Origin of the sequence: Psychromonas sp. (assembly GCF_041586535.1) — a bacterium.
Classification (GTDB): Bacteria; Pseudomonadota; Gammaproteobacteria; order Enterobacterales; family Psychromonadaceae; genus Psychromonas.
On record NZ_JBFGZY010000106.1, the window covers coordinates 1 to 14,278 of the forward strand.

The 14,278-nt window shown below is 44.6% G+C and carries 12 protein-coding genes; 6 read left to right on the plus strand and 6 right to left on the minus strand.

Going from position 1 to position 14,278, the window contains the following annotated elements; translation table 11 throughout:
- The first annotated feature begins 357 nt into the window (after positions 1-357).
- The gene (locus ABZA00_RS12245; RefSeq protein ID WP_372882450.1) at positions 358-2,343 is read left to right on the plus strand and encodes an LTA synthase family protein; all 1,986 of its coding nucleotides are present in this window, start codon (positions 358-360) and stop codon (positions 2,341-2,343) included.
- Between the two features lie 332 nt (positions 2,344-2,675).
- The gene (locus ABZA00_RS12250) at positions 2,676-3,500 is read left to right on the plus strand and encodes a TIGR01459 family HAD-type hydrolase (RefSeq protein ID WP_372882451.1); all 825 of its coding nucleotides are present in this window, start codon (positions 2,676-2,678) and stop codon (positions 3,498-3,500) included.
- Between the two features lie 51 nt (positions 3,501-3,551).
- On the opposite strand, the gene ABZA00_RS12255 is transcribed toward ABZA00_RS12250, so the two are convergent.
- The 6 genes from ABZA00_RS12255 to nifU all read right to left on the minus strand — a co-directional run bounded on the left by ABZA00_RS12255 (position 3,552) and on the right by nifU (position 10,062).
- Positions 3,552-4,874, minus strand: a complete 1,323-nt coding sequence (locus ABZA00_RS12255) for a diguanylate cyclase (RefSeq protein ID WP_372882452.1) — start codon at positions 4,872-4,874, stop codon at positions 3,552-3,554.
- A gap of 311 nt (positions 4,875-5,185) precedes the next feature.
- Positions 5,186-6,046 (minus strand): nitrogen fixation protein NifM, encoded by an 861-nt coding sequence (gene nifM, locus ABZA00_RS12260; RefSeq protein ID WP_372882453.1) that lies wholly within the window; start codon positions 6,044-6,046, stop codon positions 5,186-5,188.
- Complete coding sequence (locus ABZA00_RS12265) at positions 6,040-6,540, minus strand: nitrogen fixation protein NifZ (RefSeq protein WP_372882454.1); 501 nt, start codon at positions 6,538-6,540, stop codon at positions 6,040-6,042. The genes nifM and ABZA00_RS12265 overlap by 7 nt, the downstream gene beginning before the upstream one ends.
- A 20-nt stretch (positions 6,541-6,560) precedes the next feature.
- The gene (gene nifV / locus ABZA00_RS12270) at positions 6,561-7,730 is read right to left on the minus strand and encodes a homocitrate synthase (RefSeq protein ID WP_372882455.1); all 1,170 of its coding nucleotides are present in this window, start codon (positions 7,728-7,730) and stop codon (positions 6,561-6,563) included.
- Between the two features lie 13 nt (positions 7,731-7,743).
- Positions 7,744-8,949, minus strand: a complete 1,206-nt coding sequence (gene nifS, locus ABZA00_RS12275; protein ID WP_372882456.1) for a cysteine desulfurase NifS — start codon at positions 8,947-8,949, stop codon at positions 7,744-7,746.
- 216 nt (positions 8,950-9,165) lie between these two features.
- On the minus strand, positions 9,166-10,062 hold the full coding sequence (nifU, locus tag ABZA00_RS12280) for a Fe-S cluster assembly protein NifU (protein ID WP_372882457.1): 897 nt from the start codon (positions 10,060-10,062) through the stop codon (positions 9,166-9,168).
- A 377-nt stretch (positions 10,063-10,439) separates the two neighbouring features.
- Between nifU and nifB the strand changes: the two genes are divergently transcribed.
- The 4 genes from nifB (at position 10,440) to ABZA00_RS12300 (ending at position 14,274) form a co-directional block, all read left to right on the plus strand.
- Positions 10,440-11,963, plus strand: a complete 1,524-nt coding sequence (gene nifB, locus ABZA00_RS12285; RefSeq protein WP_372882458.1) for a nitrogenase cofactor biosynthesis protein NifB — start codon at positions 10,440-10,442, stop codon at positions 11,961-11,963.
- Positions 11,964-11,965: 2 nt separating this feature from the next.
- Entirely contained in the window at positions 11,966-12,157 is a 192-nt protein-coding gene (locus ABZA00_RS12290; protein ID WP_372882459.1) for a 4Fe-4S binding protein, read from the plus strand.
- Between the two features lie 399 nt (positions 12,158-12,556).
- Positions 12,557-13,765 (plus strand): lipase family protein, encoded by a 1,209-nt coding sequence (locus ABZA00_RS12295; protein ID WP_372882460.1) that lies wholly within the window; start codon positions 12,557-12,559, stop codon positions 13,763-13,765.
- A gap of 344 nt (positions 13,766-14,109) precedes the next feature.
- The gene (locus ABZA00_RS12300) at positions 14,110-14,274 is read left to right on the plus strand and encodes a hypothetical protein (RefSeq protein WP_372882461.1); all 165 of its coding nucleotides are present in this window, start codon (positions 14,110-14,112) and stop codon (positions 14,272-14,274) included.
- The last annotated feature ends 4 nt before the right edge of the window (positions 14,275-14,278 follow it).

The following is a 14,278-nucleotide window of genomic DNA, read 5'->3' on the forward strand; positions in this document are numbered from 1 at the left end:
ACCGTTTTTATCTGTTTTACAAACTTGAAACAAATTTTTTGCTAAATCAATCGCAAGAATATTACAATTAAGCATGTATGGGCTCCTTGGTAAAAGTTTGGTTACTTATTACGCTACTCCCGAGGGAGGTGGGAGTCCATATAAGCCCCTAATAGATAAACACTCCTTAAGACCAGTTTACCTTGCCCGGTTTATTTTGTGTTCGTGATGAAAGCGTCAATTACTCGGTTAGATAGTGGAAAAATGTTGAGCTTATGGTTAGCATCACGCACCACTTCAGTAAATCTAAAGTTAGCATTGCTACTTTTTTCATTGCGGCTATCTTTAAATTCAACACATTCAACTCAGGATGAAATAATGTCTTCTGCATTAAAAAAACGTTTGGGCATTTTATTCCCAATCGTGGCGATGTTCCTGCTCTGTCTTGTTATTTTTACCTTTTCCAGACTTAGTCTGGCGCTATGGCAAAGTGAACGTGTCACTGATGTTGCCGGATGGGGGACTATCTTTTTAAGCGGGCTGCGCATTGATATTTCGAGTTTGTCTTACCTGCTGGTTTTACCTGCTTTATTAACTTCTCTTTTATTAAATAACAATAGAAGCGGTCGTATTGTTTCCCTGCTGTTACGTTTATGGTTTGTCGCAGGTTTATGGCTGGTTGTTTATATGGAATTGACGACCCCTTCTTTTATTCTCGAGTATGATGTACGTCCAAACAGGCTGTTTGTTGAATACCTTATCTACCCCAAAGAAGTCTTTTCCATGTTGTGGAGCGGCTATAAACCCGAGCTGTTTATTAGCGTTATAGTCTCTTTTCTGACCATTTATGCAGGTTGGGAGTTCAGCCGCACTATCGTATCCGGATTATCATTCCCGCGCTGGTACTGGCGTCCGGTGATCGCCCTGGTCGCAGTTGCACTTTGTTTTGCTGGGGCAAGATCCTCTTTAGGCCATCGCCCCTTAAATCCGGCAATGGTTGCTTTTTCCAGCGATCCGTTAATGAATGATCTTACCCTTAACTCCTCTTATTCTCTTTTATTTGCAGTAAAGCAGATGAGTGCTGAAGATGATGCTTTTAAATATTATGGAAAAATGGATAAAGAGCAAATTATTGCGCAGGTTAGAGATTCGATGTCAATTGGCGATTTGCAGTTTACTTCTGATTTAATGCCAACATTGCTGGACAGAGCCCCCTCCTATCAGGGCAGAACAAAAAATTTAGTTATCTTATTACAGGAAAGCCTCGGGGCGCGTTATGTTGGCGGATTAGGCGGTTTACCTCTTACCCCTAACCTTGATGCTTTAATCGAAGAAGGCTGGAATTTCACCCGGATGTATGCAACGGGAACACGTTCAGTACGCGGTATTGAAGCAGTAACAACGGGTTTTTCTCCAACTCCTGCACGCTCTGTTGTGAAATTGGGCAAGAGTCAAACAAACTTCTTCAGCATTGCCGGTTTATTACAAAAAAATGGTTACCATACGCAATTTATTTATGGCGGGGAAAGCCACTTTGATAATATGAAGAGCTTCTTTTTGGGCAATGGTTTTGTCGATATGCAGGACTTTCCTACCTTTGAAAACCCTGATTTTGTGGGTTCATGGGGAGCCAGCGACGGTGATTTATATACAAAAGCACATCAGCAATTCACACAGCTTAATCAATCCGGCAGACCTTTTTTCAGCCTGGTATTTACCTCCTCAAATCACAGCCCCTTTGATTACCCTGATGGTCTCATTACCCCCTATAATTCCCCCAAACAAACACGTGAAAATGCGGCTAAATACTCTGATTTCGCTTTGGGTGAATTTATTGAAAATGCAAAAGCCTCTGATTATTGGCAGAACACCGTTTTTATTGTGGTAGCAGATCATGATTCACGCGCTTACGGTAATCAGTTAGTCCCCATTGATCACTTCAGGATACCGGCGGTTATTTTTGGCGGCGGCGTAACACAGCGTCAGGATGAACGTCTGGCCAGCCAGATAGATTTGCCGCCAACCTTACTCTCACTGATCGGTATTAATAATTACAGCCCGATGATTGGCCATGATATGACCCAACAGATTGAAACTTCCAAGCTCAGAGCGATGATGCAGTTTCATAAAAACTACGCCTGGATGGATAACAACAATGAAGTGGTCATACTGCAGCCCGACAAAGAGCCGGCTGGTTTTGTTTATGATCCGCAGAGCACGGAACTGCATCCTAAAACCATGCCCTCACTGATGATAGAAAAGGCCAAAGCGAATGCCTTATGGGGCAGTCTGGCTTATAAGCAAAATTATTATCAGTCAAATTATTTACGCCGGGATAGCGCAGCATTTTATTCTGCTAAGTAGTGGTTAGAGGGGCTGTTGACCTTTCGGGCAGCCTTTGTTGGCCCTTTCTACTGCGTTATCGCCCGTTTATGTGGAATAACCACACTCCACAGCCGCTGCCTTGTATAAAGAAGCAACAAACGGCTGCAAAAACAATCTAGAAAGATCCAGCTCCTAATAAATGCCATTCCAGCGTAATGACAGCGCCTTTGCCTGCAAATTTAAAGCTAATCGGCAATAAAAAGAAGGGTTATCTATTAGGCTGCTTCGATATATAATAGCCTGCCGAATCAGCTCAAAAATTACGATAAAGAAGTTAAAGCAACTCAGGTAGACAGTAGGAGTTCGATCAAGTGAAAATAATTACCGGCCTTAAAGAGATAATCGATAGCTTTGACACCTTCATTTTAGATCAATGGGGCGTATTGCATAACGGCGGCTGTGCTTTTGAGCAAGCCGTTGAAGCATTAGAATTTTTAAAGCAGCATAATAAAAAAGTGGTGATCCTGTCCAACAGCGGCAGAACCGCAAAATTTTCCTACGCGCGTCTCGCAGACTCGGGAATTAAGCGTGATTTATACCTCGATGTATTAACATCAGGCGAACATATGCTGCATAACTTTAATGCGGGGAAATTTAAACATCTCGGAAAAAATCCCCTGTTTTTCACCTGGGATGATGACACCAGTATGCTTGAAAGGTGCGGATTAACCGAGAGTAAAGTTGAAAATGCGACCTTTGTTTTCTGTTGTGGTGTGGATCGCGATGATCTTGCAGATTATGTGGAAGATCTGCAGTTAGCCCGTCAGCGTAACCTTGAATTAGTGGTCAGTAATCCAGATCTTGTGGCGATGAAGCCTGACGGATCCTTAAAAACCTGTCCGGGCGCCATTGCAAAAATGTATCAGGAGATGGGTGGTACCGTTCACTGGCATGGAAAACCACAGCGTGATATTTATACTATGTGCAGAGAGTTGGTTGGCGGATGGGGTAATGCCATTGCTGTTGGTGACAGCATGGAACATGATATTGCCGGTGCTAATGGCGCCGCGATATCAAGCTTATTTATCAGCAGCGGTATCCACAATGGTGAAATAAATGATAAGCGCAGCATTGAGAGGCTAAGTTATCAATTTTCTGTACAACCCAGCCATTGCCTTGACTGGTTTAAAGTCTGATGCTTTAAAATAGAAGCAGAACACTCCGGTTAACTGAACTGCTTCTATTTTTTATACAGCCTCTGCCAGGACCCTATTGCGTCCGTTATTTTTAGCCCGATAAAGGGCCTGATCAGCACGTTTCATTATCCTATCTATGTCATCACCATTACGAAAGGCTGCTACTCCAAAAGAACTGGTCATACCATCAATAGCGGAGAACTCGTGCAGCTCAATGATTTTTCGAATTTTCTCAGCGAACTGCTGTGCCCCTTGCAGCTCAGTTTCCGGGCAGATAATCATAAACTCTTCTCCACCCCAGCGTCCGGCGATATCGGAGCTGCGGATATTATCCCGTAATATTTTAGCCAATTCCTGAATAACGTCATCACCTGCCTGGTGCCCGTAAGTATCATTTATCTGCTTAAATTTGTCCAAATCCAGCATAATGATTGAAAACGTCTTATTGTAGCGTTGTGCCCTGTTAAGTTCACTGAGCAGCACATTATCCAGCTGATAACGATTGTACAAACCTGTCAGGCTATCCGTTATGGAAAGCATTTTTAATTTTTTGGTATAAGCTTCAATCTTTTCCTCATGGGACAATATTAAATTGCGGATGCGCTTTTCAAAAAGCACCATAATGACTAGCGAAATCAACACAGCAAGCAGCGCAATCACAAAAGAACGGCGTTTCTGTTTATTATGGGTCTGGTGCATTTTTTGAGTTTCAGTCTCAATAAGCAGGTCCAGATCATCAAGATAAATACCGGTTGCAATCACCCAGTCATATGGCTTATAGAGCTTGGCAAATGACAGCTTATGAGCCACTTCGGCTGAGCCTATTTTCTTAAAGAAATATTCGAAATACAACTCGCCTTTCTGGTTGATACCATTTAGTTCAGTTTCGTAGGGTCTGTTACCATAACCATCACTCATATTTGTCGAGAGCAGCATCCCTTCGCTCTCAGGCAGATTGGGATGAATCAGTCTGACGGCATAGTTATCGCCGCCCGTATAATCAAGAATATGATTTACCCAGATATAACCATTATCGACAAGGCGTAGCCTGCGCAGCAGCCCGCCGATCCGCTTGGCACTGATTGACTCAATTTCCTGTTCAGTGAGATTTTTTTGGCTATTTTCACGTTCTACCTCTTCCCTGACATTGTCAATAAGGAAAATACTGCGCTCCACTGCATTGCGCAAAAACAGTTTTTTCTCGTTAATAATGCTGCTTGATAGCTGCTCGATTTTAGCCGTGAGTTCTTTTTCTAAACTGTGTATGTAGATTGAAGAAAGTAGCAGAGTAGTCACAATAATGACTGATAAGGAGGCCGTATAAAAATAACGCCTGATCTTGTTTTTTTCTATATGAAAGAGAGCGGTCATCATATTTTCTTTGCAGTTATTGTCAACATGAAGTGGAATCTCTTTCCAGAAGACGCCCTTGTCGGGCTGGTCGCAACAGCTATACAAAATAGTTAAAGTTAAAGTTAAAGTTAAAGTTAAAGTTAAAGTTAAACAAACTATGATGCGGATTAACTTGAGATAATACCATTAATTTACGGGGGGAGGTAGCCACAAAACACTTACTCTAGGCAAGGGGGAGGTACAATGCTAGAAAATAGCGCAGCGGAGTCTGGGACGCCCAATCTCTTTCCTTCAGGAATTGGGCGTCGCTCAGCAGGCCGAACTATCACGCTTTAACCGTGCGCTAACAAATTGCTTATCCATTTTTTCTGCTGTTTTTTCTTCCGATGCTCATTCAGCTGCCTGCGGATCGCTTTAACCGCTTCAGCCTGCTCTGTTTCACCTGCCGGATAGATCTCGTGGCAAAGTAATAGATGCAAACCAATTTCGCTTTCGACCACCGAGCTGATAGTCTGCGCCGCCATATTAAACAAAACGTCATCCAGTTCAGGGTACAGCTGCCCGCGTGTAACGGTGCCGATCATGCCCTCCTGTAATGCGCTTGGACATTCAGAGTTGCTCATTGCAAGTTGAGAAAAATCATCAATATTAGCCATTAACTTATCACGTAGCTTATTAATTCTGGCGCTGGCAGCCTTTCTGGTGTTTTCGGGATAATCATTGTTAATGGTAATTAAAATATGGCTGACCTTGCGCCGTTCCGGATGGGAAAAACGGGCTTTATTTTTCTGGTAATAAGCCAGCGCTTCTTCTGTTTTCACCTCAGGTACATTTTGACTCTGCGCTTCGATGGTTTTTTCACAGAGCAGATCCCGATAAATAACCTGATGCAACAGTTTCTGGCTCATCCCCTGTTTTTCAAGGCATAAGTTAAAGTCATCGGGATCTTCAAACTGACTTTGTAAATGCTCAATGGCAAAATCTACTTCCTGAGCAGTGACTTTCTGTTGCTCTGACTCAGCACTGCCTAGCACCGCAGTCATCAACTTCTGTGCCATATCAAGCTGCGGCTCAAACTTAGCGAGGATAGCCTGATCAAGTGATTCCGGAGGGCACTGGTATTCATTCCAGGCTAATTTTATCAATTGATATTGTCGGCAGACGGCCGGATCAATCGGGTAGTTTGCTAACATTCTCTTCTCCCTATTTGTGTCTCTGCTAATAACGTAACACCGGCCGGATCCATTTTTAATGCTGACTCCGGGACCACCCAGGAATTATTCTCAAGGCCATTTTGCTGCTTAAATAAAACCCGGTAGGTCAAAGGAAGTTGATCATTTTCTATACCCAGTACTTGCCCGACGGTGCCCTTGGCTACCACTACTTTTCCGGCACTGCCAAGAGACTGCTGGACAATCACGTTATCACCACGTTCATAGAGACGATCAATCCACGGCGCATCCAAATCTCCAAGCTCAGTCTCCCGACAACCGACGGTACAGCCCTGCTCAATAAAATGCACTTGATAAATAACCTGATCCTGCAGAAATTTTCCTACCCCCTTGATATAACCTAAACTGCCCCGGCGGATTAATAAAGCCCCCCGGTTTTTACCCATAAAGGTACCGTCATTTCTGATATTCCTGATCACTCTGACTTTATCGCCATAATCAAACCTAGCTTGCATGTCAAATCTCCTCATTCAGATCATAACGTCAGGGCCTGCTGCCCTTTCGCCTTCATTTTTATATTCGCAAGGTTCGCTATACCTAACACCCGACGGCTTATTTTCAGTAACTCTCTATCCGATGGACAACGTTTGCGGTGAATAGCAAACTCCTGTACCGCGCACAATAATTTACTGGTCTGTATCTGATCCAGTACAATTCCGAAGCGGGCGAAAACCGCTTTGACAGCTCCCATACCGGAGTGTTTACCTAACACCAGTGTATGAGTGCGCCCCAGTAATGTCGGATCCAGTCCCTGATAATTACGTATATCTTTGATTAAACCATCCACATGGATACCCGATTCATGGGTAAAAGCCCGTGCGCCCACCAGACTTTTTTGCCCCGGTACAGGTTGACCTGCCGCTTTGGATACGGCAGTGCAAAGTGCCGGAAAACTGTGCAGGCTGATTCCCGTTTGCTGCTGATAACATTGATGCAGTGCGGTGACCACCTCTTCTAAAGGCGCATTACCCGCGCGCTCACCCAAACCGACAACTGTGGTATTCGCATAGGCTGCCCCGCCTTTGATCGCTGCGAGAGTATTCGCCGTGGCCAACCCCAGATCATCATGACAGTGGATCTCAATCGGCAAAGGCTGGGTTGCACTTAGCAACTTAATCTGCTCATAAGTAGTAAAGGGCTCTAGCAAACCTAAGGTATCAGCGTAACGTAAACGTTTAGCCCCGGCCTGCGCGCCGATAATGCCTATCTTGCTTAAAAAATCAGGCTCTGCCCGGGACGCATCTTCACAACCGATGCAGACCTGCAGGCCGAGTGAAACAGCATAGTGAACACACTCCTGCAGTTGCACTAATAAGGTCGCTTTAGTGCATTTTAATTTATGCTCGATCATCTGTTTTGAACTGGGAATGGAAATATCCACCCAATCAAGCTTTAGCTGCGCAGCAAGTTTGATTTCCGGTTTTTTAGCGCGGCACCAGGCCATCAAAGTCGCCATTGGCAATGCCTCACGAATAGCGGCAATGGTTAAACACTCCTCCGCCCCCATCGCCGGAATACCAACCTCTAAATCTGTCACACCGGCATTAAACAGCATCCTGGCCAGGTGCACTTTTTCTGCCCGGGTAAAGGCAACGCCGGCGGTTTGCTCGCCATCTCTTAATGTTGTATCGTTAATCGTAACCATCGCGATAACCTTTTTAGGCAACAGCCGGTTCAAAAGCGTCAATATCAAGCGGTTTGCCATCTTTCCAGTATGGAGAGAAAGCACGCAGTCTTTCGATAATGGCAGGAACAACTGCAATCACCTTGTCGATCTCTTTCTCTGTGGTATAACGGGAAAGAGAAAAGCGGATTGTACCGTGCGCAGCGGTGAAGGGGATCTGCATCGCCTGCATCACATGAGAAGGCTCCAATGAGCCGGAAGTACAAGCACTGCCGCTTGAAGCCGCTACCCCCTGCTGATTTAAGAGCATAAGAATCGCTTCACCCTCAACATATTCAAAGGCGATATTACAGGTATTAGCAACACGATTATCCGGATCGCCGGTAACAAAAGCATGCGATACCTGATCTAATATGCCCTTCTCGAGCTTATCGCGTAATGTTTTTATTTTGCCGGCCATTGTCTCCAGATGCAGTTCGGCCTGCTCTGCCGCCACACCGAATGCCACGATACTTGCGCTATTTTCAGTACCGGCACGACGACCACGCTCCTGATGCCCGCCGCGCAGTAAGGGTCTGTAACGTACACCGCGACGTACATATAAAGCCCCTATCCCCTTTGGCGCATGCAGTTTATGTCCGGAAAAAGAGAGCATATCAATGCCTGAATCCTGAACATCCAGCGGAATTTTACCCACAGCCTGCACAGCATCAGTATGAAACAGCACCCCTTTTTCTTTTGCCAGCTTAGCCATTTCAAGAATTGGAAAGAGCGTACCGGTTTCATTATTGGCCCACATCACGGTTACCAGAGCAACCTTATCTGACAGCAGGCTGCTGTATTCCTGCAGATCCAACTGCCCTTTTTTATTCACTTTCAGGCGATGAATGGTATAACCTTCACGCTCGAGGTGTTCACATAAATCCAGCGTTGCCGGATGCTCAACCGTCGTGGTAATAATTTCTTTTCTCTGCGCATGCACTTTTAAAGCGGAATAAACAGCCGTAGTGGTCGATTCAGTTGCACAGGAGGTAAAAATAACCTCACTTTCGTGCAGTGCACCAATCAAATCTGCCACCTTTCTGCGGGCAACCTTCAATTTTGCCCCGACCTGATCGCCAAAACTATGGATAGAGGACGGGTTGCCGAACTGTTCGCTAAATAAAGGCAGCATAGTCTCTACTGCCATCGGATCTACTTTAGTAGTTGCATTGTTATCTAAATAAATTGTTTTTTTCATTGTTTATCACTCCTGCATGCCGGCGCGGGTAAATTAAAAATGGGTACTTAATACCAAAAGAACTAAAAAGGTGCTCATCCTTGCTGGTTAAAATTATCTCTAACTGCGTTGTGAGTCTTGAAGGGAGAATAACTATCTCCTGCAACTCACGCCTTGTTAGTGTTATTTTTTCCTTCGCAATCACTGGTTACTTCATTAATTCCTTTGGTATAAGGTTTATGCTGTTGCTTCATAATTTTCCGGGGCCTGGTTGACCACAGGTATCGCCCATCCTAATGCTTCACTAAACTGCTGCTGTAACCATCCGAGGGTCATATCGGTCATCATGCATCCCGTGCAGGCGCCGGATAAACTCACCACAATTAAATTTTCACTGGCTTTTACCAGACTCACATCACCACCATCAGCCTGCAGATAAGGTCTGAGGTTGGCTAAAACTTCTATCACTTTTTGAGTCAGTTTATTGGTCGGAGGTAAGGAAGAGATTGGTGCAAGCTCAGGTTTTGCAGCTTCGGGACAAGTGACTGGCGTTGCAGTTTTCGTAGTAGCCACCACTTGATCGATAACCATCTCAATTTTTTCATGGCAGCTGGTACAGGCACCACCCGCTTTAGTGTAGTTAATCACATCCTCAATGGTGGTCAGCCCGTGCTTCTCAACCGCGCGGGAGATTTTACCCTCATCGACAGCAAAACAGCGGCAGATAAGTTTACCTTCTTCATGATCATCGGCTTTCAGTTCGATCCCTCTGTAATTAGCAATTGCAGCTTCCAGCGCTTCCTGCCCCATTACTGAACAATGCATTTTTTCCGCAGGTAAGCCGCCGAGATAATCAACAATTTCCTGATTGGTTACCTGTTCCGCTTCAGAAACCGTTTTACCGATAATAAGCTCTGTTAATGCTGATGAGGATGCAATGGCACTGCCGCAGCCAAATGTTTGAAAACCCGCATCTTCAATAATCTCTGTCTGTTCATTTACCTTCAGGGTCAGACGCAATGCATCGCCACAACTGATAGAACCGACATCGCCAATAGCATTCGCATCTTCTAGCGCTTTCGCGTTTCTTGGATTAAAAAAATGATCTTTTACTGTTTCTGAATAGTTCCACATAGTTGCCTCATTAATCGATTGACCTTGTAGATACTATCTGCAAAACTCAGACCAAGATTAAATCCCTTTTTATTCAACAAGTTAAAACAACAACGTATGAAAGCAGTCAGGTTTTACAACAGAATAATGTGCGCTTTGTCGCAAAAGATACATTTACTCAATGTGTGCTCAGATACTGTTATATAAGCACAATTGAGTTGTGTTAATTATGCGACATAGAATTGTCTTCTATACCACTATCAGGCTCAGAGAAAGTTGCCTAAGAGATTCTGAAATTTCAATATTTACCTTTATTATCAATTCCTTATAAAGATAAAAACATCTGGTACAAAGATTGCAGTCTTATTTAATAAGTCATTCTTTCTAGGTAGGTCATTATGAATAAAAACAGCATTAGTAGTATTAACGTAACGGATGTTCCGGCGCAACCGGTAACTCGCCCCAGCTGCAAATCTAAATGCGAAAGCGAAACCTTAACCTCAGCAATCAATCTGACCAAAGAATCTTCGTCAGCTGTGACAATTGCGCAGTCACAAATGCAGAAAGTAGCCCAGCACCCCTGCTATTCCAATGATGCACATCATAAATATGCACGTATGCATTTACCTGTCGCGCCAGCTTGTAATATTCAATGTAATTACTGCAATCGTAAATACGACTGCGCTAATGAATCCCGCCCGGGTGTGGTCTCAGAATTACTTACCCCAGAGCAGGCTTTAATCAAAGCGCAGGCTGTTGCCGGTGCAATACCACAACTGTCAGTAATAGGTATTGCCGGACCGGGCGATCCCTTAGCGAACCCGGAACGGACTTTCAAAACTCTGGAGTTAATTCGCGAGGCTATGCCGGATATAAAACTGTGTATCTCAACTAACGGCCTCACCTTATCTGATCATATCGATGAATTGGTGAGACTCGGTGTTGATCATGTCACGGTTACCTTCAATGCTCTGGATGAGAAAATTGCGGCGCAGATTTATAAATGGATTTATTATCAGGGTAAACGCTATGAGGGAGTCGAGGCAGGCAGATTATTAATTGAACGCCAAATAGCGGGGATCGAAGCGCTCTCTAAAGCCGGCATATTAACCAAGGTTAATTCGGTGTTGATCCCGGGAATAAACGACAAGCACTTACCTGAACTTAGCCGTGAGCTGAGACGCAATAATGTATTTTTACATAATATTATGCCGTTGATCAGTAAACCTGAGCACGGCACCTTTTTTGGTATGGTCGGACAAAAAGAGCCAACGGATGAGCAGTTGGATCAGGTACGTGAGCTGTCCGGCGGCAATGTCAGTCAAATGAAACATTGTCAGCAATGTCGCGCCGATGCAGTTGGTATGCTCGGCGAAGACAGAAGCGCTGAGTTTTCCATTAAAGGGATTGATCCGGCTGCAATTAATTATTCGCAGACCATGTTAGGACGAAGCCGCTTTCAATCGGCGATTATCAGTAGAGGCGGTTCGGAAACTCAGGCCTCTTTACTGGTGGCGGTCGCCAGTGGCATGAATGATCAAATAGATCTCCACTTCGGTCATACCGACTGCTTTAAAGTATATCTGATTATTCGTAATGCTCATTATTATATTGGTGAACGGAGAATCAAACGCTACTGCTCGGGCGTGAGTAGCTGCCCCGATGAAGGTGCTGACAATGAAGTTCCGCAAGCAAGTCATGAGTCAAGTTTAAACAAAACCATAAAAGCACTGCATGGTATTGATCTGCTGTTATGCTGCCGTCTCGGTCCTACGCCCAAAGAAGCATTAGAAGAAGCGGGCATTTTACCTAATGTTGATTATGCCTATCAGGCTGTCAGTGACGTATTGCCTGAGTTGTTCCCGCGTTATGCGGAATTAGCCGGTGCGAAATGGCGTAAACAACAAGGGATAGAGGCGTAAACATGGCATTACAGATCGGCAAGGATTGTTTTTCCTGTTACGCCTGTGAAACGGTTTGCCCCGAAGGTGCAATCAGCATTGCAGCGAACACCTTTGTGATAAACCCCAACCTGTGTAACGAATGCAGTGATATCAAGTCACCCAGGTGTATGGCGATCTGCCCTGAGCCGAATGCGATAAGCGTTGCTGATTAACTCACTGTTTCAGAAAAAAATGAACACAAACTCAAGTGCTTTCTGGCACCTGAGTTTGTTTACTCTCATACCCGCCACCATCAATTACATTTCTCCCGGACAAGGGATTCTTTTAGCGTGCAGTAGCATTGACTACAAGTTTACATATGACGCTCAGTTTTTTGTTCAAACATTTACATTTTTGGACGGAATATAAATCTCATGAGCCTGACGCGCCACCCTCACTGACAGAGCGCATATCCAGCCTATAATTTAAGCTACAGATCTTGCTCAGTGGTCATTCAAGCATGCTGTTCATACTCAAGGGCAACAATAAGGTCAATACTCAGCGCTGATCTACTACATTGTGAGCATATTGCGATGAGCGAAAAATTAATTGTCCAAATCAGAGGAGTTATTATGGAGAAGATTGCCATTTTTTCTGCGCTTGCCGGCCTGCTTGCCACAGGCATTAATTCATTTCTCAGGCGACCGAAAAAGGCAAGTCAAGGTGGTGCATTTCTCACCCGTTCGGAATTACTGGCACCTCCGATGTTTCGCCCTGCCTATAGCGATCGCATGGCGTATGTACTCGCCGAAATGTCCGCACTAGCCTATTTTAAATTTGAGAGCGAAGAGGAAGGAGCACTGCAGAAAATGGTCGATAAATTTCAGCAGTTAAAAGGCTCTGATGACAATCTCTTGGACGAGAAGGTCCGTGAGCTTCTTGTGGAGCTGCAGGAAGATCTTATGTTTAATAGGATCAGCGGCAAAGAGACGCTGGGAAAAATACTTAATAAGGTAGATTTTCAGCTGTTGGATACAATTAACATAAAATCCACTCAGGGCTTTGTATGCAAGCGCGCTAAAACGGGCGAAGCATCATATCTTGTTATTGCTTTCAGAGGAACCGAGAATGCCCTTGAAGACTGGCTTACTGACGCAAGTGCGGTGCCGGCATCGGATCTCCCTTCCGGGATCAAGGTGCACAAAGGTTTCTGGGACGCTTTGAATAAGGAGCCCAATGCGGAGAATACAAGTGTTCTGAAACGAATCACAGAGATTCTTGCAGGCAATGATGCGCAGGACGGCGAGAAAAAATTGCCCTGTTTTTTCACGGGCCACTCCCTTGGAGGAGCATTAGCACTGATTACAACCCGACAGATTGCGCCTGATATTTGCGGAGCGTGTTACACCTTCGGAGCGCCGCGTGTCGCTAATTACGAGTATTTCGCAACAATGAAGACTCCTGTATTTCGTGTTGTCAATTCAGCAGACATAGTGCCAAGGGTGCCGCCGGGCGCAGGAATGGCCATCTTGCTTAAATTAGTACAGGGATTGGGTTGGGTGACACAATTCATCCCCGGATCAGCTGAGCCGTTGGACTGGCTGGAAAAAAAGGTTGATCAGCTTAACGGCTACAGACATCACGGTGATCTGCGTTACCTTACTGATATCAAATCCGGTCAGTTTGAGGATGTGCGCCTGTTGAACAACCCGCCAATGATTGATCGCATCTGGTGGATGTGGCAACACGTTCGCAAGAGTTTTATGGAGCCGGTAAAGAGCCACGGTATGGCAATTTATCGCCTTAAGTTGCAACAAATTGCGAGCAGACGAAATGTCTAACCCACCTCGACTCTCAGCCGGAGGGGGCCTTCGCAACACAATCGGAATTTTGCTGCACTAAGCCAATAAAACACCACCTTTTATTATCGCTTAGTGCAGATATCAGTGTTCCCGCCTTTCTATATTAAGCAGCCAGCATTGCTAAAACTGATTAATAGACTAGGTTTATTTTATCAGGAGAAGCTGCTCAGCGCCCTTCTTGTAAAAACATAATACTTTTCCGTTTAAAAAGTATTCACTTTTACTGAAGCGATATGTCTGCAATGGAAATCTGCAATCTCAAAGACGTGAAGCGCTCAGAAAAATGATGCCTCTGAATTGTTTATACCAATTCCGTTAATTAGATGATCTATCTAGGCGTAGGAAAAATGAATGAAAGCAAGGTATTGATTACAGTAACTAGTTGTTCTAATTACACAAAATCGTATGGAACGATTTTGAACAGCTTTAGCTGGCCACAAAGTGGTGAAGAACAGGACGTTCTGAATCAAATCAATAACAAAGACTAAAACG

Excerpts from the sequence above, each read along its gene's own strand:
- nifM (WP_372882453.1), bottom strand. The coding sequence starts at position 6,046 with ATGTTAGCAAACTACCCGATTGATCCGGCCGTCTGCCGACAATATCAA.
- ABZA00_RS12255 (WP_372882452.1), bottom strand. The coding sequence starts at position 4,874 with ATGATGACCGCTCTCTTTCATATAGAAAAAAACAAGATCAGGCGTTAT.
- nifU (WP_372882457.1), bottom strand. The coding sequence starts at position 10,062 with ATGTGGAACTATTCAGAAACAGTAAAAGATCATTTTTTTAATCCAAGA.
- nifB (WP_372882458.1), top strand. The coding sequence starts at position 10,440 with ATGAATAAAAACAGCATTAGTAGTATTAACGTAACGGATGTTCCGGCG.
- nifV (WP_372882455.1), bottom strand. The coding sequence starts at position 7,730 with ATGGTTACGATTAACGATACAACATTAAGAGATGGCGAGCAAACCGCC.
- ABZA00_RS12295 (WP_372882460.1), top strand. The coding sequence starts at position 12,557 with ATGGAGAAGATTGCCATTTTTTCTGCGCTTGCCGGCCTGCTTGCCACA.
- nifS (WP_372882456.1), bottom strand. The coding sequence starts at position 8,949 with ATGAAAAAAACAATTTATTTAGATAACAATGCAACTACTAAAGTAGAT.
- ABZA00_RS12265 (WP_372882454.1), bottom strand. The coding sequence starts at position 6,540 with ATGCAAGCTAGGTTTGATTATGGCGATAAAGTCAGAGTGATCAGGAAT.
- ABZA00_RS12300 (WP_372882461.1), top strand. The coding sequence starts at position 14,110 with ATGATCTATCTAGGCGTAGGAAAAATGAATGAAAGCAAGGTATTGATT.
- ABZA00_RS12245 (WP_372882450.1), top strand. The coding sequence starts at position 358 with ATGTCTTCTGCATTAAAAAAACGTTTGGGCATTTTATTCCCAATCGTG.
- ABZA00_RS12290 (WP_372882459.1), top strand. The coding sequence starts at position 11,966 with ATGGCATTACAGATCGGCAAGGATTGTTTTTCCTGTTACGCCTGTGAA.